The following is a 24370-nucleotide window of genomic DNA, read 5'->3' on the forward strand; positions in this document are numbered from 1 at the left end:
CGGTGCGCTATCGTAGCGGGCATTGCAGCTTAGCCCTATCCAAGGACGTTAGATGACATTTCTTTCTATTTTATGCGCGCTGCTGATCGAGCAGATGAAGCCGCTGCGGGCCGATAATCCGATTTACGCGGAAATCAAGGCGCTGGCGCTGCGCATGGAGACCTGGTTTAATGCCGGTCATTCGAGCCACGGCCGCATAGGCTGGTTCCTGATGATGGCGCTGCTGATGGTGCCGACTGCGCTGATCTACGGCATTCTCAAACATTACAATCTGTTCCTCGCCGCCTTCGCCTGGAACGTGCTGATCGTTTACCTGACGCTGGGCTTCCGTCACTACAGCCACTATTTCACCTCGATCCAGCTGGCCCTCAACGCGGGTGACGAGGCGGCTGCCCGCAAGCTGCTCGCTGAGTGGACCAAACAGGATACGGTGGGCATGGAAAGCTCGGAAATTGCCCGTCTGGCGGTGGAAAAATCGCTGATTACCACGCACCGCAATGTGTTCGGCGTGTTCTTCTGGTTCCTCATGCCGCTCGGTCCTGCCTGCGCCGTGATGTACCGTGTGGCCGAGCATCTGGCCCGTGCATGGAATGAGCCCGAGCATATGCGCAACGAAGCCTTCGGCCAGTTCGCGGCCCGCGCGTTCTACTGGATAGACTGGATACCGGTACGCCTGACGGCCGTGGCGTTTGCCGTGGTCGGCAATTTCGAAGACGCCATCTACGCCTGGCGTAACTTTGCCCACCGCTGGACCGATGAAGCCATCGGCATCATTCTGGCTGCGGGCGGCGGCGCCATGGGCGTGCGGCTGGGCACGCCGGCGGAAAATGCCGCCAAAGTGCTGCCGGTCGATGCCGCTACCGTCGATACCAGCGACGAAGAGCCGGACGTGCTGCCGGGCGAGGAGCCGAACGTGCGCGCCCTGCAAAGCACCGTGGGTCTGGTGTGGCGCGCCTTGCTGTTGTGGATGATGTTGTTATTGCTGCTGTCCGGCGCTGTGTGGCTGGGGGCGGCGCCCTAAAAGGGTACAATAGGCGCATTGCGATGGTGCGGAATGATAATATTTCTGCACCAAAATGCTTGGTCGTGAAAATTAGCGACGTTATTTCAAGGACTTACGTATTTAGGTCTTCTATAAGATATAATACGTAAGATTCTTACAGAATGATATCCGCCCGGCAAATCCGTCGGGACCATTCACGCATTCTTGTTACCAACAAGTATCTACGCAGAAGCAGCCCGCCTATGGCCGAGTCAGCCCACAATCCGTTAGAACAGCAGGATTCGTTCTTTATCATCGGCCGTACCAGCAATGGCCGCCAGTTCCGTCCCAGCGACTGGGCCGAGCGTCTGTGCGGCGTTATGGCCTGCTTCAAGCCGGAAGGCTTCGGCGGCGGGCGCGACTCCCACTTGCAGTTCTCGCCCTATGTGCGCCCCGTGGTGCTCGACGGCGTGAAGTCGGTGGTGGTTAACGGCAAGCTGCGCGATCTCGAGCCCATGGCTTACCACTTCGTGATCTCCTTCGCCAAGGACAACGACCTGCAGATGGTCGATGCCTGCATCCTGCCCGATAAAACCTGAGTCTGGCGGCGGTTTCGCCGTCTGCCCGTCCGTGCCGGTTTGCCTGCTATCCGGTGGCTGCTCCTGAGCGCTCCATTAAATTTTACTTAATCGCCTAGCCGCGCCTGCGCTGCAAGGCGTATGCTGCACGTTCCGAGAATTTGCGAGAGCCTCCATGAACTGCAGCCGCCTGAAATCCTGCGCTGCCGCCAGCCTGCTGCTGTGCGGCCTGTCCACTTATGCCACCGGCTCCGCCTGGGCTGCCAGCGCCTTGCCGCAAGGCGTGGTAGCCGGACCATCGACTGATGGCATTAGCGAATACCGCCTGCCCAACGGCCTCAAAGTCCTGCTGTTCCCCGATGCGGCCAAGCCTACGGTGACGGTCAACGTCACCTATCTGGTCGGTTCGCGCCATGAAAACTATGGCGAGACGGGCATGGCCCACCTGCTCGAACACATGCTGTTCAAGGGCACGCCCAGGCATCCGGCCATCGTGCAGGATTTTTCCCAGCGCGGCATGGAATTCAACGGCACTACCTCGTTCGACCGCACCAATTACTACGAGGTGTTCCAGGCCAGCGAGGCGAATCTGAAATGGGCGCTGACCATGGAAGCGGACCGTATGTTGCATTCCAAAGTGGCGCGCAAGGATCTCGATGCCGAAATGACGGTGGTGCGCAATGAATACGAAAGCGGCGAGAACAATCCGTTCGACGTGCTGCTCAAGCGTATGCAGAGCGTGGCCTATGACTGGCACAGCTATGGCCGCTCGACCATCGGCAACCGCAGCGATATCGAAAACGTGCGCATCGAGAATCTGCAGGCTTTCTACCGCACTTACTACCAGCCCGATAATGCCGTGCTGCTGGTGGCCGGTAAATTCGATCCGGCCAGCACGCTGGCGTGGATCAGCAAGACCTTCGGCGTGATCCCCAAGCCCAAGCGCAGCCTGCCGCCGTTCTGGACGGTGGAGCCGGTGCAGGATGGCGAGCGCAGTGTGGTGGTGCGGCGCAAAGGCGATATGCAGCTGGTGGTGGTGGGTTACAAGATTCCGTCGGCACTGCAGGACGATAGCGACGCGCTCAGCTTCATGTCCGAGATACTGGGCGATACGCCCAACGGCCGCCTGCATAAGGCACTGGTCGAATCGGGCAAGGCAGCCCAGGTGTTCAGCTACGCCCAGACCGGCTATGCGCCGGGCCTGCAGCTGATGGGCGCCGTGGTAAAAGCGGGCGAGCCGCTGGAGCCGGTGCGCGATGCATTGATCGCCACTGTGGAGAGCTTTGCCAGCACGCCGCCAACGGAAGAGGAAATGACGCGGGTGCGGCGCAGCTTCGCCAACGGCATCGAGAAAGCGCTCAATGATCCGCAGCGCGTGGGCGTCAGCCTGTCGGAAGAAATTGCGCTGGGCGACTGGCGTCTGCTGTTCCAGGGGCGCGACAAGCTGCCGGGCTTTACGTCGCAGCAGGTGGCTGCAGCGGCAGGGCGCTATCTGAAGCGCGATAACCGCGTGGTGGGCACTTTTGTGCCGGAAGATGCGCCGCAGCGCGCCGAGATACCGCCAGCGCCGCCGGTCGAGCAGGTGATGAAAGATTTCAAGGGACAGAACAGCGCACTGACAGCGGAAGTGTTCGATCCCGATCAGGACAATGTCGACGCGCGTACCGCGCGTCTCGACATCGGTGGCCTGAAAGTGGCGCTGCTGCCGAAGAAGAACCGCGGCGCTGCCGTCTCGGTGAATTTGCAGCTGCACTGGGGCGACGAGAAAAACCTGTTCGGCCAGTCCATCGTGGCCAGCTTTGCCAATGACATGCTGATGCGCGGCACCAGCAAATACACGCGCCAGCAGCTGGCCGACGCCTTCTCGGAACTGAAAATCAGTGGCGGCCTGTATCAGTTCGATACTACCGGCCCGCATCTGGCAGCGGCGCTGGAACTGGTGGCGCATGTGCTGAAACAGGCCAGCTTCCCGCAGGCCGAGTTCGAACAGCTGCGCCAGCAATGGCTGGTCGCCATCGAAGCCTCGCGCAACGAAGCGCAGACGCTGGCGCGCAATGCGCTGGACCAGCATCTGAACCCCTATCCGAAAGGCGATCCGCGCGCCACCATGAGTACCGACGAGCTGCTGGCAGCCGTCAAGGCGCTCACGCTGGAGCAGGTAGTGGCTTTCCATCAGCAGTATTATGGCGCCAGCCATGGCGAGCTGGCGATAGTTGGCGACTTCGATGCGGCAGCGATCAAACCCGTCATCGCCGCGCAGTTTGCCCATTGGGATAGCAAGGTTGATTACGCGCCGCTCATGCGCAGCAATGCCGACAAGGCGCCGCTACACAGCTTTATCGATACGCCTGACAAGGAGAATGCCGTCTATATGGCGCGCCTGCCGCTGGCACTGAACATCGACGACGAGGACATGCCGCTGCTGGAACTGGCCAACTACATCTTTGGCGACGGCGGTCTGAAGTCGCGCCTGATGGACCGTATCCGCCAGAAGGACGGCCTGTCGTATGGCGGCGGCAGCAATGTGCAGGCGGGCGAACTGGATCAGGCAGGCAGTTTTTCGATTGCCGCCATCGCCGCGCCGCAGAACCTGAAAAAGCTCTCTGCCGCGATACAGCAGGAACTGGAACATGCGCTTAAAGACGGCTTCACCGCGCAGGAACTGGCGCGCGCCAGATCCGGCCTGTTGCAGCAGCGCGCACAGAACCGCGCACAGGACGGCATACTGGCGGCTGGCTGGACGAACAATCTGTTCCTCAAGCGTAGCTACAGCTGGAGCAAAGCCTACGAGGCGAAACTGCGCGCTGCCACGCTGGCGCAAGTCAATGCGGCGTTCCGCAAGGCCATCGATCCGAGCCGCCTGTCGGTGGTGACGGCGGGGGATGCCAGCAAAAAATAGTGAGGCGGGTGCAGGCATGGCAGCACACTATTGCCCGGTCTTGATGCCCGCGCCAGTGCGCGGGTACAAGCCGGGCAACGCTATGTCAGCTCAGCTTTAAACGCGGTGTTCGGACAAAGGGAACTACACCAACACAAATTCAGTGGGGGCTGCGGCTGCCGGCCCCGCCTGTACAGCCGCACCCGCATCAGGCGTAGACTGATCGAGCAAATCTGCCAGTTTCCCCAGACCGTAGAAGACGGATGCTCCCGCATAGTAACCGCCCTTGATACAGTCATTAAGGGTATCGAGGCTCTTTTCTATTTCAGCGCCACCGGCTTTGCGCAGGACGCCGGCTGCGGTGCCGACAGCAAGACCGGCGGTGACTCCGGCCACGACGGCGGCAACACCGACGGTCCATTTCATCACCGTGACCAAGTTTCGCGCCTGCTTCCGTGTGCTTGTCATCGAAGATTGCGTGGCAGATGGCGCGGCCTCCTGAGGTGCTGGTGCTTGCTGGACATCGAGTTTTTGCTTCTCGGCAGGTGGCATTGCCGAGGCGTCATCCTGTTTGGGCACGCCGGCAGCAAACGGCGAAGCGGCCGGTTCGCTTTGCGTAATGCTGCCTTCGTCGCCAGGCACTGCTGCTGTATTGCCAAATTTGGGCAGGGCACGCGTTGCGACCTCCCAAAGGTTCTTACAATTCCCAATAGGATTAATGAACATACTGACACTCCATGGTGTACGCTAATGAGCGTGGTTAGATAAATTCCATCGGTAGCCCGCCGGGGCTACTCTTTTCAATGACTGCAAGTGTGTTCGACCACATTTTTTTTGTGTTGCGAGCAGCGTCTTGCAGCGCTTCCGCCAGTTGTTGGCCTGTCGTTTCCGCCGCTAAGAGGACGGAATAGCTACACACGGCAGTGGAGTTGGTGGGATGGCAACTCCACACGCATGCGCCGCCTATGCCGCAAATGTAGTTACTCATCATCAACGCCTCGAATACCCGGCTTTTGCTGGCAGGCGGGATGGTATCGACGTCGAAGCGTATGCTCAGGCGGCCCGACTCCTCGCCGTCAAAGGCGATGGCAGTGTGCATGCCTTCGATTACCAGCAGTCCGTTTTCCAGCAGATCTTGCGGACGGGGTAAGCCATTCGTCAGACAAAAGTCGAAAATCAGTTCCTGCCACTGGGTATCAGTCATTGCGAGCCTTTTATTTACATGATGTTCACTACTCCGAACCATAGAGCTGGCATGAATGAGCGCGGCAGAGAGTACAGGCTTATAAGTGGGCGGAAATAGAAAATAGTTCCTGCATTGCCTTCAATTGATGCAGTAGGAAGGTTAGACCGCAATATCGTTACCTGGCCAGCCTTGCGCGCGTAGCGTCAGCCAGCATCGGTGTCCGGCATAGTTCTGAACAATCAAGGCGTAGCGAGACCCAGTGCTCAGGCGGCGTTGAGCTCGGCGACGAAATCGTACAGGTCACCACGGAAGTAGGAGCGGCAGAATTCGATGGCGCGGCCATCGCGCAGGAAGCCTAGCCGTTCCACCGCCAGTCCGGCTTCGCCAGCTTTGGTTTGCAGCAGGCTGGCCTGCTCGCCTGTCAGCAGCAGGGCGCTCAGGCGCTGCAGCGCGCGTACGGGGCGGTTGCCGGCCTGTTCCAGCGCGGCGTACAGCGAGTCCTGCACGGCGTCCAGCGCCGGCAGGCTGCTGCCCACCAGCGTGGCATATTCGAGGCAGACCGGCACGTCGTCGGCATAGCGGATGCGGTGAAAGCGGTACACCAGCGTGCCGGGACTGAGCCGCAGCCGCAGTGCTTCTTCCGGTGCGACGATGCCTTCGCTGCGCTTGAGCCACACGCTGTGCGGCTGGCGCCCCCGTGCCCGCATATCCTCCGAGAATGAGCTGAGTTTGGCGAAGTTCTTTTCTATCCGCGTGTTGACGAAGTTGCCCGAACCGGGGCGGCGTACCAGCAGGCCTTCATCTACCAGTCCATCAATGGCTTTGCGCACCGTGATGCGCGACAGCCCCAGTTCGCTGGCCAGCTGGCGCTCGGCCGGCAGGGCGCCATCCTTACCAAACAGTTTGCTGTCTATGGCGCTGCGCAAGGCGCGCTGCAACTGCAGATACAGGGGTTGACTGTTGTTTTCGCCCAACTTCTGCATGATCTGTGCTAGCGCATTCATACCCAGTGGTCTCCGTTTGGTTTGTTGGAAAATAATACCAAAAAAGACCAGTTTTGCGGTATTGCACTGGTCTTATCCCGTTATACCAGTATTACGCCCTTCCCCTGTGTGAGAAAGCAACAAAGTGGTATGTATTGTTCCCGCAACATGAAGAAAAATATCGAAAACTGGTAGTGTTCTGGTATTGGTCTGGAGTATATTGGCGTTAAATTGGTTTTGTAAGTGGTTGCAAAGAAGGGATCTGCAGGAAGTTGCGGCGGCAACCAACTGCTTTTTGAGATCTACGTTAAACCTGGACTGGCTAAAAAGAAGCCACCAATCAAAGGGGGAGTATATGAAAGGTAATTTCACCGCAGAACAGCGCATGAAGCCGATCGCAGCAGCCGTGGCCATGCTGGCCATGAGTGTCGCCATGTCGGCCCAAGCTCAGCAAGCTAAAGAAGAAACCAGCACCGTTATCGTGACCGGTATCCGCGCTTCGCTGCAGCAGTCGCTGAACCAGAAGAAAAATGCGGACTCGCTGGTGGAAGTCATCACCGCGGAAGACATCGGCAAAATGCCGGATAAGAACGTCGCGGACTCGCTGTCCCGCGTGGCCGGCGTCACCACCACCAGCGCCGGTTCGGCGGAAGGTTCGTTCGGCGAGAACGAGCACGTACAGCTGCGCGGCCTGTCCTCGCAATTCACCCTGACCACGCTGAACGGCCACACCGTGTCGAGCGGCGACTGGTACGGTCCTAACATCGCGGCCGGCGGCCGTAGCGTTTCCTACACCCTGCTGCCATCGGATCTGGTGGGCCGCATCGTGGTGCACAAATCGTCGCAAGCTGACCTGATCGAAGGTGGCGCTGCCGGTACCGTCGATATCCAGACCCGCAAACCGCTGGAATTCAAGGACCGCCTGACTACTTCGGCCTCGGTGGAAGCTGCCTACTCGACCGCTGCCAAATCGACCGATCCAGCCATCACCGCGCTGGCTAACTGGAAAAACGAAGACAACACCTTCGGTATTCTGGCCCAGGTATTCTCGCAATCGCGCAAACTGCAGCGCGCCGGTTCGGAAGGCGTGTGGTGGGATAAGGCTGGTGCCAACTATCCGGACCCTGCGATTGCCGGTAAAAACGTTTCGCTGCTGAGCGGTGCTGTGCTGTTCGAGCAAGAGCGCAAGCGTAACGGTGGCTATCTGGAAGCCCAGTGGAAACCACAAAGCAATGTCACGCTGGATCTGTCGGGCTTCCTGTCGACTGTCGACGCGAAGAATTACAACACCAACTTCATGGCTGACACCATCAATGCCTTCAACGGTCCGGGCTGGAATGGCGTAGCAGTGAAGCCGACCGGCGCTTACACGGTTTCGGGCAATACCCTGACCTCGGTATTCTTTGACAAGAACGCCTTCGGCGCGAATTCGAACGGCGCATGGTCGGTGGTGGAAGACGTGGCGGCACGTCCTGACGCAAAAACCGATTCGAAATTCCTCAATTTCGACGCCAAGTGGAAAGTTAGCGACGACCTGACCCTGACCAGCAAACTTGGTCACACCAGCGGCAGCGGCAAAACCAAAGACGTCGGTTTCGAAGTACTGAGCGGCTGGAACCAGGGCGCTGGCTATTCGCTGACCAATGACGGCATCTTCGTGCTGAACGTACCGGGCGGCGACAAGTTCATCCGCAACGGCGGCGGCATCGGCGGCTGGGGTAGCTACACCTCGTCCACCGACAAAGAGTCGTATGGCCAGATGGATGCTGATCTGAAGCTGGCTTCGGACTTTGTGCCATCGGTGAAATTCGGTGTACGTTTCGCCAAGCACGAGCGCGATCTGCAGAAGATGGGCATGGTGCTGGGCAAAGGTGCCGATGACGAGAAACAGATCCCTGATAGCGCCATTGGCAATTACAGCTCGAACTGGTACGGCAACCTGCCGGTGAACCCGACCCCTGGCTTCAACCCGTTCAAGATCAGCAACGAGTACGTGGCATCGTGGGTAGCGCAATACGCTACCTTCAACACCCACGCTACCCAGCAAGAGTTCAACATCAAGGAAGACACCAGCGCTGGCTACGTCATGGCTAACCTGCAGCCTTCCGAAACCGTAAGCGGTAATGTCGGTGTACGTCTGGTGCGCACCAAGATGGACATCCACGCATTCCTGCCAGGCGGTAAGCCGCAGTACGAGCAGACCTTCAACGACGTTCTGCCTAGCCTGAACCTGCGTGCCGATGTGACCAAAGACCTGATCGCCCGCTTCGCTGTGAACCGCGGCATGTCGCGTCCTGATTTCGGCCAGCTGGCCGGTAACGATCTGCGCGACCTGCAGCACAACGGCGTCGGCAGCAATCCATACCTGAGCCCTATCCGCAGCAACAACCTGGATCTGAGCGTGGAATGGTACTTTGCGCCTAAAGCCTTGCTGTCGGCCGGTATCTTCAGCAGCGACCTGAAAGGTGTGATCGCTTATGGCCACAGCATCCTGCCATACGCTGACGCATCGAAACAGGGCGTGATCGCCAACTACGACATCTCGGCTCCGGTCAACACCAACGGCAAGCTCAATGGCTTTAACGTAGCCTACGAGCAGAACGTCTGGGGCGGTATTGGCGTATCGGGTAACTACACCTACTCCGATGGCAAACAGACCGACAAGCTCGATAGCGGCACCTGCAACGGTAAAGCCGGCGAAGACTGCAGCCTGTACGGCACCTCGAAGAATTCCTACAACGTAGGCGCTTTCTACGAAGATGACCGCTTCAGCGCACGTATCGCTTACAGCCATCGTTCGGCTTACAAGCTGGGTAACCGCGGCGGTGCCGATTACTTCCAGAGCCCTAACGGTTCGCTGAACATCGCGCTGAACTACACCCTGAACAAGAACGTGATGTTCACCGTGGAAGCTCAGAACCTGAACGATCCGCTGATGACCGTGTACAAAACCGACACCACCCAGATCGCTGGCGTGTACAAAAACGGCAAGACCGTGTACGGTGGTCTGCGCGTCAAGTTCTAATGGCATGACTGATCCGGCCAGCCTAGTCTGACAAGGCTGGCCGCGATTAAGCGAGGCTGTCCGGCACTGGTGCCGGCAGCCTTTTTTCTTTGGACGACAGGATAAACAATGCATCGAATCTCTTGGTCTGCGCTGGCCGCTGCCATGCTATTTGCCAGCGCTGCATGCAGTGCTGCCGATGGAACCGCTGCGGTGGCCAGTACGCCGCCAGTGGTGCATAGCGCGTATAAACATCTGGCCCAGTGGCAGGACCCTGCCGCGCCGGTCATCACGGTAGCGCCGGACGGCGTGCGTCAGGCCTATCTGGCCGATGGTGCACGCCGCTTTGGCCGTGCAGCCCTGAGCTGGGCGTTTGCCAGCGGCGAATGCGGCGAGGAAGTCTGGGGCGAGGTAGGCGGCGCGCAGATCGCTGCGGCCAACGTCGCCGCGTTTGCGCAGGCCGGTATCGGCTATGTGATTTCGACGGGCGGACAGGGCCATATGTTCACCTGCGCCACTGACGAAGGCATGGAGCGCTTCATCAGCCGTTATGACTCGCCTGCCTTGCTGGGGATAGATTTCGATATCGAAGAAGGCCAGACTGCGGCGCAGATCGATGCGCTGGTGGGACGTGCCAAAGTGGCACAGCAGCGCCGCCCCGGCCTGCGCTACAGCTTTACGGTAGCGACCCACGCGGCCTCCGATGGCAGCCTGCACAGCCTCAATACGCTGGGCGTAACCGTGCTCGATGCGGTACGCCGGCACGGCTTGAACAACTACACCTTCAACCTGATGGTGATGGATTATGGCCCGGCCTCGCGCAAGGTCTGCGTGGTGCGCAAGGGCCGCTGCGACATGGGGCGCTCGGCGCTGCAGGCCGCCCACAATGTGCACCGCAAGTACGGCATCCCTTATAGCCAGATCGAGCTGACCCCCATGCTGGGCGTGAACGACGTGGTGGAAAATGTCTTCACCGTAGCGGATATGCAGATGCTGGCGCGCGCAGTGGCACAGCAGAAGATGGCAGGCTTGCACTACTGGTCGCTGGACCGCGATACGCCATGCCGCCAGCCAGTAAAAGGCGCCGATGCGCAATGCAGCGGCATGGCGGGTGTGCCCGCTGCGGCCTATCTGCGCGCCATGGCTAAGCCGCGTAGCGAGGCACAGCAATGAAACGTCTGCTGGCGCTGGATGTACTGCGCGGCCTGACTGTCGCGCTGATGATAGTGGTGAATACGCCCGGTGACTGGGATAGCGTATACGCCCCGCTGCTGCACGTGCAGTGGCATGGCTTTACGCCGACCGACTGGGTGTTCCCCACCTTTCTGTTCGTGGTGGGGAATGCGCTGAGTTTTGCCGTGCCGCGCTATGCCGCGCAGGGCCATGGCGCGGTGCTGCGCAAGGCGCTCAAGCGCAATACCATCATCTTCCTGCTGGGCTTTGCATTGTTCTGGTTCCCGTTCGTGACGCAGGACGCCAGTGGCAGTTGGGGTCTGATCCCGCTGGCGGGCACGCGCATACCGGGTGTGCTGCAGCGTATTGCGCTTTGCTCGCTGCTGGCAACGTTCATCCTGAATTTCTGGGGAAGCCGTGGCGCGGTGCTGTACTGCGTGTTGGCGTTGCTGGGATACTGGGGCGTGTTGCTGACCTTTGGCGATCTGACGCTGACGGGCAATGCACCGGCAAAGTTCGACATCTGGCTGCTCGGTGCGGCGCATCTGTATCACGGCGAAGGCCTGCCGTTCGATCCGGAAGGCCTGCTCGGCACGCTGCCCGCGACGGTGAATGTGATAGCCGGCTATTTTACCGGCCGTATGCTGCTGCAGCAGGGCACAGGCAAGGCGACCCTGCGCCGCATGGTGCAGGCCGGCGTGCTGCTGGTGCTGCTGGCACTGTGCTGGCAGCTGGTGCTACCGCTGAATAAAAAGCTGTGGACCAGTTCCTACGCGCTGCTGACCATCGGTCTGGACCTGCTGATACTGGCGCTGCTGGTGTATGCCATCGAAGTACGCGGCCAGCGCGGCTGGACCTACTTCTTCGAGGTATTCGGCAAGAACACGCTGTTCATCTACATGCTGTCGGAACTGGCCGTGGTGGTGCTGGTTCGCATGCATGTCGGTACGGTGAGCGGCTATACGTGGCTGTATCAGCAGCTATTCCAGCCGCTGGCGCCGCCGCAGCTAGCTTCTTTGCTGTTCGCGATCTGCTTCATGCTGCTGTGCTGGCTGGTGGGCTGGCGCATGGACCAGCGCCAGTGGTATGTAAAGGTCTAGCTGCCATGACTGCCAACATTGCAAGCGGGGCTGGCGGCTCCCCGCGCCTGCTCAGCCTCGACGCTTTCCGTGGTTGCGTGATCCTGACCATGATCTGGGTGAACTACCTGGCTGGCATGCCAGCCATCCCCTACTGGCTGGAACATGCGGGCCCACGCGCCGACGGCATCACCATGCCCGATCTGGTGTTCCCCGGTTTTCTGTTCATCGCCGGGATGGCCATTCCGCTGGCGCTGCGCCGCTCCGTGGGGCAGGTCACGCCGGCCTTGCTGGCACGGCTGTGCTGGCGCGCATTCAGCCTGATGGTGGCCGGTGTCGTGCTGGCCAATGTCTACCGCTACAGCGCCGCAGCGCTGCTGCCGCGTGCCTGCTACATGACACTGTTCTATCTGGCCATGCTGCTGCTGTGGCGGCAGGGCGGGGCGCGCTGGCAGGCATGGCTGGGCGCAGCGCTGATGCTGGTCTTGCTGCTGCTATTCCGTGGCCAGCCCGATGCCGATTTCCCCAGCCAGTATCTGACGCACGGCTGGTGGGGCATACTGGGCATGATAGGCTGGGCCTATCTGGTGTGCAGCCTGCTGTATCTGGTCACCGGCGGTAATGGCATGGCGCTGACAGGTGCGCTGGCTGGCCTGCTGGTGCTGTACATGGGCGGGACCGCGGGCGCCGTTGCCATTCCTGCTGCCTTGAACCAGCTGGTCAACGTACCGCAGGTGCTAGGCTCCACTGCTGCGAATATGCTGGCCGGTGTGCTGGCAACGCTGCTGCTGACTAAAGCCGGTGCCACGCCATGGCAGCGTGTGCGTGCGCTGGTCTGGCTGGCACTGGCGCTGTTCGCAGCGGGCCTGCTGCTGCGTCCCTATCACGGCATAAACAAGATACAGGCAACGGAGTCCTACACGCTGGTGTGTGCCGGCCTGATACTGGCCCTGTTCATCGTGTTCCATGTGCTGATCGATCTCTGGCAGTGGCGCCGCTGGCGCCTGTTTCTGCTGCCTGCTGGGAGCAATGCGCTGTTCGCGTATATTGCCCCCGACCTGTGGGAGCAGAGCATGGCCGTGCTGCACATGCCGCGCTGGTGGTGGCCGTATCTGGAGCAGGGCGGTGCGGCGGGTTTGCTGAATGCAGCCGTGATGACACTGGCGATGATGGCCTGCACTGCGCTGGCCAACCGTGCTGGCTGGCGCCTCAAGTTCTAATCCGCAAGGCGGAAAGCACTGCGGCCGGATGAACCGGCCGCAGAGTGGAGACGCTAGGTGCTACCGATTACTTGGCATCAGCTGCTTTAGGCGGATTCTGGTACATGATCCAGTAGCGGGCCAGATCGCCACGGCCGTCGTTGCCGGTGATGGTTTCCAGCAGTTTGATCGACTCTTCCTTTTTGCCTGCCAGTGCCAATGCATAGCCCAGACGCAGTTTGGCATCTTCAGGGTTTTTCGACACGCCTTTGGCAATGCCCTGTTTCATCAGGTCGATACCTTTGTCGAACTGGCCCAGTGCGATGTAGTTGTAGCCCAGATTGACCAGACCCACGCCGTCTTTCGATTTCATCGCAGCGTCGATACCTTTGTCGATGTTTTTGGCATCGTCGGCAGCGCCTTTGTTGGCGTTGTCTTTGACTTTCTGGATCAGCGCTTTGTCTTTACCGGCTGGCACACCGTTAGGGTAAGCCTTGTCCATGGCGACTTTACCTTCGGTGAAGAAGCCGCCCAGCACGGCCAGATCACCCAGTTCGGTGTAGTCTTCGGTTTCCATTTTCGATGGCGCTGCCAGCGCTTTCAGGCGCGCCACATCCAGATCGAAACGGGTCGAGTAGGTTTTTTTGCCGCGCGTACGGTTCAGCAGGTCGAACCAGTAGTCTTCGGTGGCGTAGTAGCGGGTCAGCTCTTCCACGGCTTGCAGATACAGTTCGGTATCCTTGGTCTTGATGCCGATGTTACCCAGCAGGTTCAACTCGTCTTTCGGTGGGGCGATGCCGGTTTTCTTGGCCGCTTCCACGTCTTTCAGCACTTCAGTTTTGGCACCGGCGAAATCGTTTTTGAAGAACATCGAACGCACGATGTACTGGCGCTGCTTCTGGGTGTCGCCCGACTCGGTGCCATAGCGGTTGAACCAGGTAATGGCCTGATCGTAGTCCTTGATGTTGCTGTAGTAGATGCCGGCGATGGCGTCGATGAAGCGCAGTTTGTTTTCCTGGGTCAGACGGCCCGATTCCACCATTTCAGCCAGTGCTTTCACGCTCATTTCATGGTTGGCCGAAGCCTGGCCCAGTTGCACGCGCATCTGGTTCAGGATGAACTGCTCGTACGGAGTAACGTTAGGCATGGCGGCCGACTGGTCGATGCGGCTCTGGAAATCAGCGAAGTTCTTGTTTGCCAGCAGATCTTTGGTCTGGGCCGGGTCGATCAGTTTGAAGATCTCCGGACGCACGGTGTCCTTAGGCGGTTCGGCCGGTTTGGCCGCTTCGGCGGCAACGACAGGGGTCATACCCAGCAGGGTAGGGGCGGCGTTCAGGCCTATGGCGGCCAGCAGCAGACTAAGACGGGCGAAACGAATGTGGGACATGAATTATCCTTCTATCAAACAATTGAGCGAACGGGCTGGTAGGCCCTGCCGTCGCGACGGAGTAAACCCGCGTATTGTTACATAAAACTGGCGGAAAAACTGCAATCAAGCGCGTCGTGCGGTGCTGGCGAGGGCCAGACCGCTGCGGTCGAAAATGTGGCACTGCAGCACAGGCAGCTGTAAATGGCTGCGCTGCTGGTCCTGCAGGGCCGCGGCATCAGCCGGTGCGCGGATGGCAATCAGCTCGCTGCTGCCATCCAGACTGGCGTAGACGATGGACTGGTCGCCCAGATATTCGATATGGCCGATGCGTACTTCCACCGTGTTATGACCGGCCGCAGGCGCAAGGCGCAGATGCTCGGCGCGTACGCCCAGCGTGACACGGTCGCCGCAACTGACGCTGGCGCCGGCCCCGCAGGCCACGGCCACGATGGCTCCCCCGGGCAGCAGCAGATTAAGCTGCTCGGCGCTGCTGGCGATGACTTCGGCGCTGATGAAGTTCATCTTCGGCGTGCCGAGGAAGCCCGCAACAAATAGATTGGCCGGATGGTTGTACAGCTGGTGCGGCGTGCCAACCTGCTCGATGCGGCCGCCGTTGAACACGGCGATGCGCTGGCCCAGCGTCATGGCTTCCACCTGATCGTGGGTGACATAGATCATGGTGGTCTTGAGTTCGCGGTGCAGACGGCTGATTTCCACCCGCATCTGCACGCGCAGGCTGGCATCGAGATTCGATAGCGGTTCGTCGAACAGGAACAGCTCCGGCGTGCGCACGATGGCGCGGCCTATGGCCACACGCTGGCGCTGGCCGCCCGACAGTTCGGACGGTTTGCGCTGCAGCAGCTGGGTGATCTGCAGGGTGGCAGCGGCGCGCTGTACGGCAGCGTCGATTGCCGCCGCTTTCTGCCCTGCCAGCTTGAGAGCGAAGGCCATATTCTCGTACACCGTCATGTGCGGGTACAGCGCATACGACTGGAACACCATGGCCAGCTTGCGCTGCGCCGGGGCGATATCGTTGGCACGCACGCCGCCGATGTGCAGATCGCCGCCGCTGATATTTTCCAGACCGGCGATCATGCGCAGCAGGGTGGATTTGCCGCAGCCGGACGGACCGACGAATACCATCAGTTCGCCGTCGGCGATATCGAGGTCGATGCCATGCAGAACAGCGGTTTTATCGTAATGCTTGACGATCTGTGTGAGACTGACACTGGCCATGGATTCAACCCGCGCTGGAGGCGGCTGGCTGGCCTTCCGCTTCTGCCTCGTCCTCCTGCGGACGGGCGGCCATGGGGATCAGCTGCGACAGCACCGCCACCGGCACGGCGCAGATCATCACCCACACGAAGAAGTTGCGGTAGCCCAGAGCCAGCTGGATGTCGCCGCTGAACAGTTTGAACAGCACGAAGCCCAGCTGCATCACGCCGGTGGCGAAAGCATAGTGGGCAGTCTGGTATTTGCCCGGCGCGACTACCTGCATCATGTACAGGATCAGGCCGACAAAGCCGAAGCCATAGCCGAACATTTCCACGCTCAGGGCCACACCGATCACCGATAGCTCGCTAGGCTGGAATACGGATAGCAGGTAGAACGCCAGATTCGGCAGGTTCACCGCCAGTATCAGCCACAGGATGGCACGCTTGAGGCTGAGCCACGAAGTAAAGTAGCCGCCGGCGATACTGCCGACCACAAAGGCCACCGTGCCCACCGTGCCATATACGGCGCCCACTTCGGCGGTGCTCAGACCGAGGCCGCCCAGATGGCGCGCCTCGCGCAGGAACAGCGGGCCGATCGACTGCACCTGTGCTTCGCCGGCGCGGAACAGGATGATGAAGATGATGGAAACCCAGATGCCTTTTTTGCGGAAGAATTCGATGATTACCTGCCATAGCGTGCGCGCAATCGCTGCTGCATTGTGCTCGTCGCTGGTGGCGTTCTTTGCCAGCGGCAGCGCCCAGCTGTTGTATAGGCCTAGGGTGACCATGATGGCGGCGAGGATGCAGTAGCTGATGGTCCATGCCGGGACCACACCGATGGATTTTTCGAAGTGACCGGCCAGCAGCAGCAGGCCGCCCGTGGTGAAGAATTTGCCGGCATTGAAGAAGGTGCCGGTCCAGCCGGCGTATTGTGCCTGACCTTTCTCGTCGAGGCTGGTGATGTACAGGCCGTCGCAGGCGATATCGTGGGTGGCGGCTGAAATTGCCACCAGTCCCAGCATGGTCAGTACGGCAGCAAACCAGAATGGCGTATGCAGCGACAGCGCTACGCCGCCCAGACACAGACCGCCCAGAATCTGGAAGCTGACCACCACCAGCTTCTTGCTACTGGCCAGTTCGAGGAAGGGGCTCCACAATGGTTTGAACACCCAGGCAAATCCGATCAGACCAGTCCAGTGATTGAGCTCATCGTTGGGCACGCCCATACTCTTGAGCATCTGGTTAGCCACGATCATCACGGCGAAGAATGGCAGGCCCTGCGCCAGATACAGGCTGGGCACCCAGAATTTCGGGTTGCGTACGGCTGCTGTGCTGTGTTCCATGTGGTGTCTCCCCTCAGATTTTTATGATTCGAAGCCTGCGACCGGTACCCGGCCGCTAGCTTCCAGCGCGCCGGACAGCCACTGATTGATGGCTTCCAGCGCAGGCTGGGCAAAACCATAGGTGAGCAGGGCAGGTGCCTGAATATCGAGCGCCTGGTACGGATTCCACAGCGCCAGATGCAGGTCCGGTTTCCAGTTGCTGCGGGCGTTGTCGCCGTAGCGCAGGCGCGAGGTGGAGGCCAGCATGGTGTAGCGGCCATCGTCGGGCAGGCTGCTCCAGTCGAAGCTGTCGGCGTCGTGATAGGTCACCAGTTCCACGTCATACAGCGCGCGCAGCGAGTCGGCCACCACGGCTGCCGGTACGCCAGCTTCCGACACGCCGTCGCTCACTACATCCTGCCGCGCGACCAGACGCACGCGCGCACCGGCTGGCGGGCGTTGTGGCGCGCCGTAGGCGGTAAGGCTGCGCTGCCAGCCTTCGGCCATGATGCGGCGGTCGCTGGCATCTTCCTTGTAGGAGCGCTGCTTGCACGGATAGGCCTGTGCCAGTGCGCCCAGCCGGGCCAGCCGGCGCTGGATATCGGCCTGCGAGATTTCGCCCGAAGCGATGGCGGCAGCGATGGCGTTCAGGGTTTCTTCCTGCGTTTCGGTGGTACCTAGCGCCATTACCATGTCGGCGCCTGCCGTCAGGGCCCGTACGGCGGCATTGCCGACGCCGTAGCGACCTGCGATGGCGTGCATGTCCATACCGTCGGTGATGATGATGCCCTGATACTGCCATTCCTCGCGCAGCATGCCGGTGAGGATGCGGCGCGACATGGTGGCCGGGTTATCGGCGTCCAGCGTGGGGTAGACGATGTGGGCCGTCATCATGGCCGGTGCTGCACCGGCAGCAATGCGGAACGGCGCCAGTTCCATGCGTTCCAGCTCCGCCACCGGTTTGTCCACGGTGGGCAGGTCACGGTGCGAGTCGACGCTGGTGTCGCCGTGACCGGGGAAGTGCTTGACGCAGCAGGCCACGCCTTCGGCGTGCGAGCCGGCCATCCATGCCATCGCCAGTTCGGCGGCGCGGGTGGGCTCGGCGCCAAACGAGCGCTCGGCGATGACAGGGTTGTGCGGGTTGTTGTTCAGGTCCAGCACGGGCGCGAAGTTCCAGTTGAAGCCCAGTGCCTTGACGGCACGCGCCACGGCGGCGCCGGTGCGGTAGCTCAGATCGAGGTCGTTCGCAGCACCGAGGCCCATGGCTGCGGGCGGCGCCGGCACCCAGGTGGAACGCACCACGGCGCCGCCTTCCTGATCGATGGCGATCAGGGCTTCGTCGCCCATTGCGGCGCGCAGGTCGGCGGTCAGTTTGGCCAGCTGGACGGAATCCGTCATATTGCCGCGGAACAGACAGACGGCGCGGATGCCATTGGTCTTGAGGAATTCAGCGGTGGCGGCATCGAGCGTGGTGCCGGGGAAGCGGATCATGATCAGCTGGCCGGCCAGCTGGCGCAACTGGGCTTGGGTAAGTTCTGGGGTTAAGGTCATTTCACTGCTCCATCCATGCCGCGCATGAAGAATCGTTGAGTAAAGAGGAAGGCTGCCAGCGTGGGCAGTATGGTTAGCACGGTGCCTGCGGCGATGACGCGCGTGCTGCTGCCGAAGGTGCCGCGTAAATACAGCACACCTACCGACAGCGGGAACTGGTCCGGCTTGCTCATCACGATGGATGGCCAGATGTATTCGTTCCATGCTTCCACTGCCGTCAGTATGCCAACGGTGGCCAGCCACGGCGCTATCAGGGGGAGCATGATTTTATAAAAGATGGTCCATTCCGAAGCGCCATCCACGCGCGCTGCATCAATCAGGTCCTGCGGCACTTCTTCGAAGGCCTGCTTGAGCAGCAGGATGGCGACGGCCGTGACCACGTTGGGCAGTATCACACCGGTGTAGGTGTCGACCAGACTGAGTTTGGTCACGGTGATGAAGTTGACGAGGAAGTTCACTTCCGACGGCAGCACCAGGGTGGCCAGTATCAGGCCGAACACCAGCTTGCGGCCTTTGAACTGCATGCGTGCCAGCGGGTAGGCGGCGGCCGAGCACAGGGCCAGTTTCCAAAACACGGTGCAGGCGGCGATCAGCAGGGAGTTGCCGAGGAAGCTGGCCATGGGCAGTGTGTCGAAGACGGCGATGAAATTGGCCAGCGATGGTTCGCGCGGCCAGAAGGTGGGCGGGAAGGCGAAGATATTGCCTTCCGTGGACAGGGCCGTCACCAGCGTCCACCAGAACGGGAACACGCACACCAGTGCCAGTGCGCTGAGCAGCAGATAGTGGGCAAGTGTTTTCAAGGTCGTCTTCATGGGCGGTGTTTGGGCTTGAGGTAGCGCAGACACAGCAGCGCTATGACTATGCAGAACACCGACATGACAAAGCTGGCAGCGAGCGCGCGCGGCAGCTTGAGATGTTTGAGGCCCTGATCGTAGGCATAATACAGACCCGTGAAGGTGGAGTTCATCGGGCCGCCCTGCGTCAGCACATCCACCTCCTGATAGGCCTTCAGTGCGGCCAGCACGGACAAAATGGAACACACCATGATGGTAGGGCGCAGCATGGGCACGGTGATTTTCCAGAAACGCTGCCAGCGGCTGGCGCCATCGAGGATAGCTGCTTCCTGCATATCGCCGGGGACGGCCTGCAGCGCTGCCAGATACATCACCATATACCAGCCCAGCCCGCGCCACAGCGTGACGAACATGATGGCGAACAGCGCCAGACTGTCGTTCGACAGCCAGCCCACCGGAGCATCGACCAGACGGCACAGCATCAGCACGTAATTGAGTGCGCCCTGTTCGTGGAACATAAAGCCCCACATGATGCCGACCACGGACACCGTGGTTACCACCGGCACGTAGAAGGCTGCGCGGAAGTAGCGTATGCCGGGCAGCTGGTTATTCACCAGCACGGCCAGGCTCAGTGCGCCTATCTGCACGAAGGGCACCATCAGCAGGAACACCAGCGAGTTCTTCAGGCCGGTGACGAACATCTCGTTGTTGAAGATGTAGCGGAAGTTGTCGAGTCCCACCCAGTGGGTGTCGCGTATCAGGCTGTAGTCGGTAAAGGCCAGCAGCGAACCGAACGCCACCGGCCAGAACGAGAACACGGCCAGCAGTATCAGTGCGGGCGCGAGGAACAGCCATGCAGTCAGATTGCGCATCTCAGTGGCTCCGCTGGCTGGAGAGTTTGCGGTTCCACTGCGCCACGGCCTGATCCAGCGCCTGGCGGATATCCTGCTTGCCCGTGACGCCCGCTTCCACGGCTTTTACCAGATAGCGGCGCAGTTCGTCGTAGTCGTCGATGCCGGCCACGTACATGGTGTGCGAGTGGGGCATGGAGACAGCACCGGCAGCGACAGCTTTTTCCGCCGCACCGGCACCGGCTGGCACGGTGGTAAAGAAGGCATCGTTGGCTGCCTGCGCCATGGCCGGATACACGCTGGCCTGTCTGGCAAAGGCCAGCTGGTTGGCGTCGTTGGTCAGGTAGCGGGCGAATTTGCCCACGGCGGGCAGTAGCGCAGGGCTGACGTTTTTCGGTACGGCGAAATGCACCAGCCAGCCGCCATCGGCAATGCCGGTGGGGCCTAGCGGCGCCGGTGCCACATCGGTGATGGCGTAAATATCTCTGGCATCGGTTTCGATGCGGCGCACGGCGGTGGGCGGCGCCAGCAGCATGCCGAGCCGGCCGCCTTTGTAAGCGTCGATAGCGGCGGGGAAGTTATCTTCCGCGAACAGGGCATCCTTGAGCAAGCCGCCGGCGCGGTAAGTCTCGGCAAGTTTGCTGATCAGGGCCACGTGGGCGGGCGAATTGAACACGGCCTTACCGTCGCGCAGCAGGGGCAGACCCTGCTGCATCATCAGGCCGTCGATCTTGGACAGGGCAGGGCATAGTCCCGCCTTGCCGGTACGGGCAGCGATCTGGCGTGCAAACAGCAGCTGTTCATCGAGGTCGCGCGGGGCGCGGGTGATGCCGGCCTGTCTGAAAATTTCGCTGTTGTAGGTGATCACCGCCACGTTGCTATACATGGGGAAGCCGTAGGTCTTGCCGCCAAACGTGAGGTCTTTCAGGGTGCCGGGCAGGTAGCGGGGGCGCGCATCGCCCAGCAGGCCGTCGACCGGCAGCAGCAGGCCATCGCGGGCAAACTCGTCGGCCCATGGTACATTCAGATTCACCAGTGCCGGCGGCGTGCCCGCGACGATGCGGGTCACCAGTTTGGTCTGGATGATATCCCAAGGGAAGTCCACCCACTCCACTTTCACGTCAGGGTTGTCGCGCTCGTAGCGCTGCACCAACTGTTCGAAGTAGGGCGTGAACTTGGGCTTCATGCTGAAGGTCCAGAACTCGATTTTCTTTACTGGCTGCGGGCCCGCCAGCGCGGCAGCGCACACCACCCATGCGGCCAGCAGTGCCGGCAGTCTCCGCAGTCTCCGCATAGTCATGGATGGTGTCGCAGCCAGATAGAAAAGTCGTTAAAGGACTTAGTTGGTCTTGGTGACTTTGCTCAGGTGGCGCGGTGCATCCGGGTCCATGCCACGCGCTGCCGACAGCTGTGCTGCCATCACGTAGAAGGCCTGAATCGCCACGATAGGATCGAGGTCCGGCGTTGCCGCTACTGGCAGCGTCAGATCACGTTCGGCCACATCCGCCGGAGCGGCCAGCAGCACGCGCGCACCACGGCCACGCATTTCCGTTGCCAGCTGCAGCAGGCCGGCCTGGGTCGGACCACGGGTGGCGAAGATCACCAGCGGGTAGCCGTCTTCGATCAGGGCCATCGGGCCGTGCTTGATTTCCGCACCGCTGAAGGCTTCTGCCTGCAGGGCCGAGGTTTCCTTGAATTTCAGCGAAGCTTCCAGTGCCACCGGGAAGCTGATGCCACGGCCCACCACCATGATGTTGCGGGCCGGTGCCAGCACCTCGATGGCCGAGCTCCAGTCTTCTTTGGTTGCAGCGCGCAGCGAATCGGGCAGCGCTTCCAGACCGGCCAGCAGCTCCGGATCGTTCTGCCATGCGGCGACCAGACGGGCGCCTGCCACCATGCTGGTGATGAAGCTCTTGGTAGCCGCAACACTCTGCTCTTTACCGGCACGCAGGGGAATGGCGAATTCGGCGGCATGTGCCAGCGGCGATTCGATATCGTTGACCAGTGCCACGGTGGTGGCGCCGCCGTCGCGGAAGTACCTGATCGGTTCCACCACGTCCGGGCTCTGGCCCGATTGCGAAATGGAGATGGCCAGCGTGTCGCGCGTGATCAGGGGCGATTTGTTCAGCGTGACCAGCGACATCGGCAGCGATGCTACCACGCGGCCCAGACGGGCCATGATCAGATAAGCCGCATAGGCGCAGGCATGGTCCGAACTGCCGCGCGCAATCGTCAGCGCGGTCGAGAAGGAAGTGCTCCTCAATTTGCGGCCCAGCTCCGCATAGGCTTCGCCATCGCTGGCCAGTTGCAGGGCTACGCAATCAGCGGCGGACAGGGCTTCTTTCAACATCATTGAGGTCACAACAATTCTCCTTCGATATAGACGGCTTTGAGGTTCAGGTCACGGTCGAGCACCACCATATCGGCATAGGTGCCGGGAGCCAGACGGCCCCGCTCTTGCAGGCCGAGATAATCGGCCGCGTTGGTTGAGACCCGTGCCGAGGCATCTGCCAGATCGAGGCCGAGTCCGACCAGGTTGCGTAGCGCCTGGTCCATAGTGAGTGTGCTGCCTGCCAGCGTGCCGTCGGCCAGCCTGACCCCGCCCATGCATTTCATGACGGTGTGGCGGCCCAGCATATATTCGCCATCGGGCATGCCCGTGGCGGAGGTTGAATCGGTGACGCAATACAGTTGCGGTATGCAGCGCAGCGCGGTGCGGATGGCGCCCGGATGCACGTGCAGTAAATCGGGTATCACTTCGGCGTAGTGCGCATGGGCCAGCGCGGCGCCGACCATGCCCGGTTCGCGGTGATGCAGCCCCGTCATGGCGTTGAACAGATGGGTGAAGCCGTGGGCGCCATGTTTGAGCGCGGCCACGCCATCTTCGTAGCTGCCCAGCGTGTGGCCGATCTGCACGCGCATGCCGGCTTCGGCCAGCTCGCGCACGAGGTCCAGATGGCCTTCCAGTTCGGGCGCCACGGTAATCAGTTTGAGCGGTGCCAGCGCTTCCAGCTGTTCCACGTCGGCCAGCTTGGCCGAGCGGGCATAGGGCGGCTGCGCACCGAGCTTGCCGGAGTTGATGAACGGGCCTTCGAGGTGTACGCCGAGTACCCGTGCTTCGCCTTTGCCGCGCTGCTGCACGGCGCGCTGTATGCCGCGCAGCGCCTGTTCGATATCTTCCGGCGGTGCCGTCATGGTGGTGGCCAGCAGGCTGGTGGTGCCATGGCGCGCGTGGACTGCGGCGATGGTATGGATGGCTGCGCCGCCTTCCATCACATCCTTGCCGCCGCCGCCGTGCACGTGCAGGTCGATAAAGCCGGGCAGGATGTAATCGTCGCTATTGAGCTCGGGGCCGCCATGATCGCCGTGGATAGTGCTGATGCGGTCGGCGAACGTGATCTCGCCGTGCACCCAGCCTGCCGTTGTGAGGATATTGCCCTGAATGCTATTGCTGCCCTTGATTGCATCGCTCATCTGCGCGACTCCGCTACAAATTCATAATAATCGCTGCGGCAATACGAGTGGGTCAGTTCCACCGCTGCGCCGTTGTCGAGATAACTGACGCGGGTAATGTGCAGCATGGCTGCTCCCGCAGGTATGTTGGCCAGTTGCGCCTGTTCGGCATTGGCATTGACGGCGCGGATATGCTGCAGCGCGCGCATCGGTATCGTGCCATTGGCTTCCAGATAGCCGTACAAAGAATCCTGCACGCTGTGCGGATTGGACATGTACTGGGCCGGGATGGTGGTGGTTTCGATCGCCATCACCACATCGTCAGCGGTACGCAGACGCTTCAGGCGCGCCACCGGCATATTCGGCGACAGGCCCAGCGACAGCACTTCGGTGGGCGAGGCGATGCCGATCTCGCGCTGCAGCCAGCGCGAGCCGGCCGAGAAACCCCGTTCGCGCAGCTCTTCCGAGAAGCTGGTCAGGCGCGACAGCGGCTGCTCCAGCTTGGGCGTGATGTAGGTGCCGGAACCGCGCCGGCGCGTCAGCATGCCGCGTTCGCACAGCATGTCGATGGCTTTGCGTGCCGTCACGCGCGAAATGGTCAGCATTTCCGACAGCACCCGCTCCGAAGGCAGGGCTTCGTTGACGCGCCAGTCGCCGGCGGCGATGCCGTCGCTTAGCTTGTTCGCCAGTTGCACATACAGCGGCGTATCGCTATCGGCATCGGGACGGAAATCGCGCAGTTGGCTCAGCAAGG

Annotated in this window: 20 protein-coding genes; 7 read left to right on the top strand and 13 right to left on the bottom strand. The window is 61.0% G+C overall.

The genetic code is table 11. The features are described 5' to 3' along the window. Positions 1-52 precede the first annotated feature (52 nt). The 3 genes from GTP27_RS11820 to GTP27_RS11830 all read left to right on the top strand — a co-directional run bounded on the left by GTP27_RS11820 (position 53) and on the right by GTP27_RS11830 (position 4459). Positions 53-1021 (top strand): CobD/CbiB family protein, encoded by a 969-nt coding sequence (locus tag GTP27_RS11820; RefSeq protein ID WP_161039382.1) that lies wholly within the window; start codon positions 53-55, stop codon positions 1019-1021. Between the two features lie 224 nt (positions 1022-1245). Then, a complete protein-coding gene (locus GTP27_RS11825) occupies positions 1246-1581 on the top strand; it encodes a DUF3579 domain-containing protein (RefSeq protein WP_155434606.1) in 336 nt (111 codons plus the stop codon). Positions 1582-1735: 154 nt separating this feature from the next. Then, a complete protein-coding gene (locus GTP27_RS11830; protein ID WP_161039383.1) occupies positions 1736-4459 on the top strand; it encodes a M16 family metallopeptidase in 2724 nt (907 codons plus the stop codon). A gap of 123 nt (positions 4460-4582) precedes the next feature. On the opposite strand, the gene GTP27_RS11835 is transcribed toward GTP27_RS11830, so the two are convergent. From GTP27_RS11835 to GTP27_RS11845, 3 genes are all read right to left on the bottom strand, one after another. Then, positions 4583-5164, bottom strand: a complete 582-nt coding sequence (locus GTP27_RS11835; RefSeq protein ID WP_161039384.1) for a hypothetical protein — start codon at positions 5162-5164, stop codon at positions 4583-4585. Between the two features lie 34 nt (positions 5165-5198). Further along, on the bottom strand, positions 5199-5642 hold the full coding sequence (locus GTP27_RS11840; RefSeq protein ID WP_161039385.1) for a type III secretion system chaperone family protein: 444 nt from the start codon (positions 5640-5642) through the stop codon (positions 5199-5201). 245 nt (positions 5643-5887) lie between these two features. Continuing rightward, positions 5888-6628, bottom strand: a complete 741-nt coding sequence (locus GTP27_RS11845; protein WP_161039386.1) for a GntR family transcriptional regulator — start codon at positions 6626-6628, stop codon at positions 5888-5890. 334 nt (positions 6629-6962) lie between these two features. On the opposite strand from GTP27_RS11845, the gene GTP27_RS11850 reads away from it, so the two are divergent. From GTP27_RS11850 to GTP27_RS11865, 4 genes are all read left to right on the top strand, one after another. After that, a complete protein-coding gene (locus GTP27_RS11850) occupies positions 6963-9632 on the top strand; it encodes a TonB-dependent receptor (protein ID WP_161039387.1) in 2670 nt (889 codons plus the stop codon). Between the two features lie 108 nt (positions 9633-9740). After that, positions 9741-10784, top strand: a complete 1044-nt coding sequence (locus GTP27_RS11855) for a glycoside hydrolase family 18 protein (RefSeq protein WP_161039388.1) — start codon at positions 9741-9743, stop codon at positions 10782-10784. Beyond that, positions 10781-11884 carry an acyltransferase family protein gene (locus tag GTP27_RS11860; RefSeq protein WP_161039389.1) on the top strand — a complete coding sequence of 368 codons (1104 nt, stop codon included), beginning with the start codon at positions 10781-10783 and terminating at the stop codon, positions 11882-11884. The genes GTP27_RS11855 and GTP27_RS11860 overlap by 4 nt, the downstream gene beginning before the upstream one ends. Before the next feature lie 5 nt (positions 11885-11889). After that, on the top strand, positions 11890-13083 hold the full coding sequence (locus GTP27_RS11865; RefSeq protein ID WP_161039390.1) for a DUF5009 domain-containing protein: 1194 nt from the start codon (positions 11890-11892) through the stop codon (positions 13081-13083). 67 nt (positions 13084-13150) lie between these two features. Here GTP27_RS11865 and GTP27_RS11870 read toward each other — a convergent pair whose 3' ends face one another. The 10 genes from GTP27_RS11870 to GTP27_RS11915 form a co-directional block, all read right to left on the bottom strand. Further along, positions 13151-14449: a hypothetical protein gene (locus GTP27_RS11870; protein ID WP_161039391.1), complete on the bottom strand. Its 1299-nt coding sequence runs from the start codon at positions 14447-14449 to the stop codon at positions 13151-13153. A gap of 105 nt (positions 14450-14554) precedes the next feature. Continuing rightward, on the bottom strand, positions 14555-15667 hold the full coding sequence (locus GTP27_RS11875) for an ABC transporter ATP-binding protein (protein ID WP_161039392.1): 1113 nt from the start codon (positions 15665-15667) through the stop codon (positions 14555-14557). A gap of 4 nt (positions 15668-15671) precedes the next feature. Next, entirely contained in the window at positions 15672-16988 is a 1317-nt protein-coding gene (locus tag GTP27_RS11880) for an MFS transporter (RefSeq protein WP_161039393.1), read from the bottom strand. A gap of 21 nt (positions 16989-17009) precedes the next feature. After that, positions 17010-18518 carry a beta-N-acetylhexosaminidase gene (gene nagZ / locus GTP27_RS11885; protein ID WP_161039394.1) on the bottom strand — a complete coding sequence of 503 codons (1509 nt, stop codon included), beginning with the start codon at positions 18516-18518 and terminating at the stop codon, positions 17010-17012. Continuing rightward, entirely contained in the window at positions 18515-19318 is an 804-nt protein-coding gene (locus tag GTP27_RS11890) for a carbohydrate ABC transporter permease (RefSeq protein ID WP_229633757.1), read from the bottom strand. Before GTP27_RS11890 ends, nagZ begins: the two co-directional genes overlap by 4 nt. An 8-nt stretch (positions 19319-19326) precedes the next feature. Then, positions 19327-20184: a carbohydrate ABC transporter permease gene (locus tag GTP27_RS11895; protein WP_161039396.1), complete on the bottom strand. Its 858-nt coding sequence runs from the start codon at positions 20182-20184 to the stop codon at positions 19327-19329. A 1-nt stretch (position 20185) separates the two neighbouring features. Beyond that, the gene (locus GTP27_RS11900; protein WP_161039397.1) at positions 20186-21463 is read right to left on the bottom strand and encodes an ABC transporter substrate-binding protein; all 1278 of its coding nucleotides are present in this window, start codon (positions 21461-21463) and stop codon (positions 20186-20188) included. Positions 21464-21502: 39 nt separating this feature from the next. Then, entirely contained in the window at positions 21503-22516 is a 1014-nt protein-coding gene (locus tag GTP27_RS11905) for an SIS domain-containing protein (protein ID WP_161039533.1), read from the bottom strand. A gap of 5 nt (positions 22517-22521) precedes the next feature. Continuing rightward, positions 22522-23637: an N-acetylglucosamine-6-phosphate deacetylase gene (gene nagA / locus GTP27_RS11910; protein WP_161039398.1), complete on the bottom strand. Its 1116-nt coding sequence runs from the start codon at positions 23635-23637 to the stop codon at positions 22522-22524. Continuing rightward, on the bottom strand, positions 23634-24368 hold the full coding sequence (locus tag GTP27_RS11915) for a GntR family transcriptional regulator (RefSeq protein WP_161039399.1): 735 nt from the start codon (positions 24366-24368) through the stop codon (positions 23634-23636). Before GTP27_RS11915 ends, nagA begins: the two co-directional genes overlap by 4 nt. Between the last annotated feature and the right edge of the window lie 2 nt (positions 24369-24370).

The organism is Duganella qianjiadongensis, from assembly GCF_009857915.1.
Classification (GTDB): domain Bacteria; phylum Pseudomonadota; class Gammaproteobacteria; order Burkholderiales; family Burkholderiaceae_D; genus Rugamonas; species Rugamonas qianjiadongensis.

Excerpts from the sequence above, each read along its gene's own strand:
- GTP27_RS11875 (WP_161039392.1), bottom strand. The coding sequence starts at position 15,667 with ATGGCCAGTGTCAGTCTCACACAGATCGTCAAGCATTACGATAAAACC.
- GTP27_RS11860 (WP_161039389.1), top strand. The coding sequence starts at position 10,781 with ATGAAACGTCTGCTGGCGCTGGATGTACTGCGCGGCCTGACTGTCGCG.
- GTP27_RS11840 (WP_161039385.1), bottom strand. The coding sequence starts at position 5,642 with ATGACTGATACCCAGTGGCAGGAACTGATTTTCGACTTTTGTCTGACG.
- GTP27_RS11830 (WP_161039383.1), top strand. The coding sequence starts at position 1,736 with ATGAACTGCAGCCGCCTGAAATCCTGCGCTGCCGCCAGCCTGCTGCTG.
- GTP27_RS11850 (WP_161039387.1), top strand. The coding sequence starts at position 6,963 with ATGAAAGGTAATTTCACCGCAGAACAGCGCATGAAGCCGATCGCAGCA.
- GTP27_RS11895 (WP_161039396.1), bottom strand. The coding sequence starts at position 20,184 with ATGCGCAATCTGACTGCATGGCTGTTCCTCGCGCCCGCACTGATACTG.
- GTP27_RS11845 (WP_161039386.1), bottom strand. The coding sequence starts at position 6,628 with ATGAATGCGCTAGCACAGATCATGCAGAAGTTGGGCGAAAACAACAGT.
- GTP27_RS11870 (WP_161039391.1), bottom strand. The coding sequence starts at position 14,449 with ATGTCCCACATTCGTTTCGCCCGTCTTAGTCTGCTGCTGGCCGCCATA.
- GTP27_RS11905 (WP_161039533.1), bottom strand. The coding sequence starts at position 22,516 with ATGATGTTGAAAGAAGCCCTGTCCGCCGCTGATTGCGTAGCCCTGCAA.
- GTP27_RS11825 (WP_155434606.1), top strand. The coding sequence starts at position 1,246 with ATGGCCGAGTCAGCCCACAATCCGTTAGAACAGCAGGATTCGTTCTTT.
- nagZ (WP_161039394.1), bottom strand. The coding sequence starts at position 18,518 with ATGACCTTAACCCCAGAACTTACCCAAGCCCAGTTGCGCCAGCTGGCC.
- GTP27_RS11880 (WP_161039393.1), bottom strand. The coding sequence starts at position 16,988 with ATGGAACACAGCACAGCAGCCGTACGCAACCCGAAATTCTGGGTGCCC.
- GTP27_RS11865 (WP_161039390.1), top strand. The coding sequence starts at position 11,890 with ATGACTGCCAACATTGCAAGCGGGGCTGGCGGCTCCCCGCGCCTGCTC.
- nagA (WP_161039398.1), bottom strand. The coding sequence starts at position 23,637 with ATGAGCGATGCAATCAAGGGCAGCAATAGCATTCAGGGCAATATCCTC.
- GTP27_RS11900 (WP_161039397.1), bottom strand. The coding sequence starts at position 21,463 with ATGACTATGCGGAGACTGCGGAGACTGCCGGCACTGCTGGCCGCATGG.
- GTP27_RS11835 (WP_161039384.1), bottom strand. The coding sequence starts at position 5,164 with ATGTTCATTAATCCTATTGGGAATTGTAAGAACCTTTGGGAGGTCGCA.
- GTP27_RS11855 (WP_161039388.1), top strand. The coding sequence starts at position 9,741 with ATGCATCGAATCTCTTGGTCTGCGCTGGCCGCTGCCATGCTATTTGCC.
- GTP27_RS11820 (WP_161039382.1), top strand. The coding sequence starts at position 53 with ATGACATTTCTTTCTATTTTATGCGCGCTGCTGATCGAGCAGATGAAG.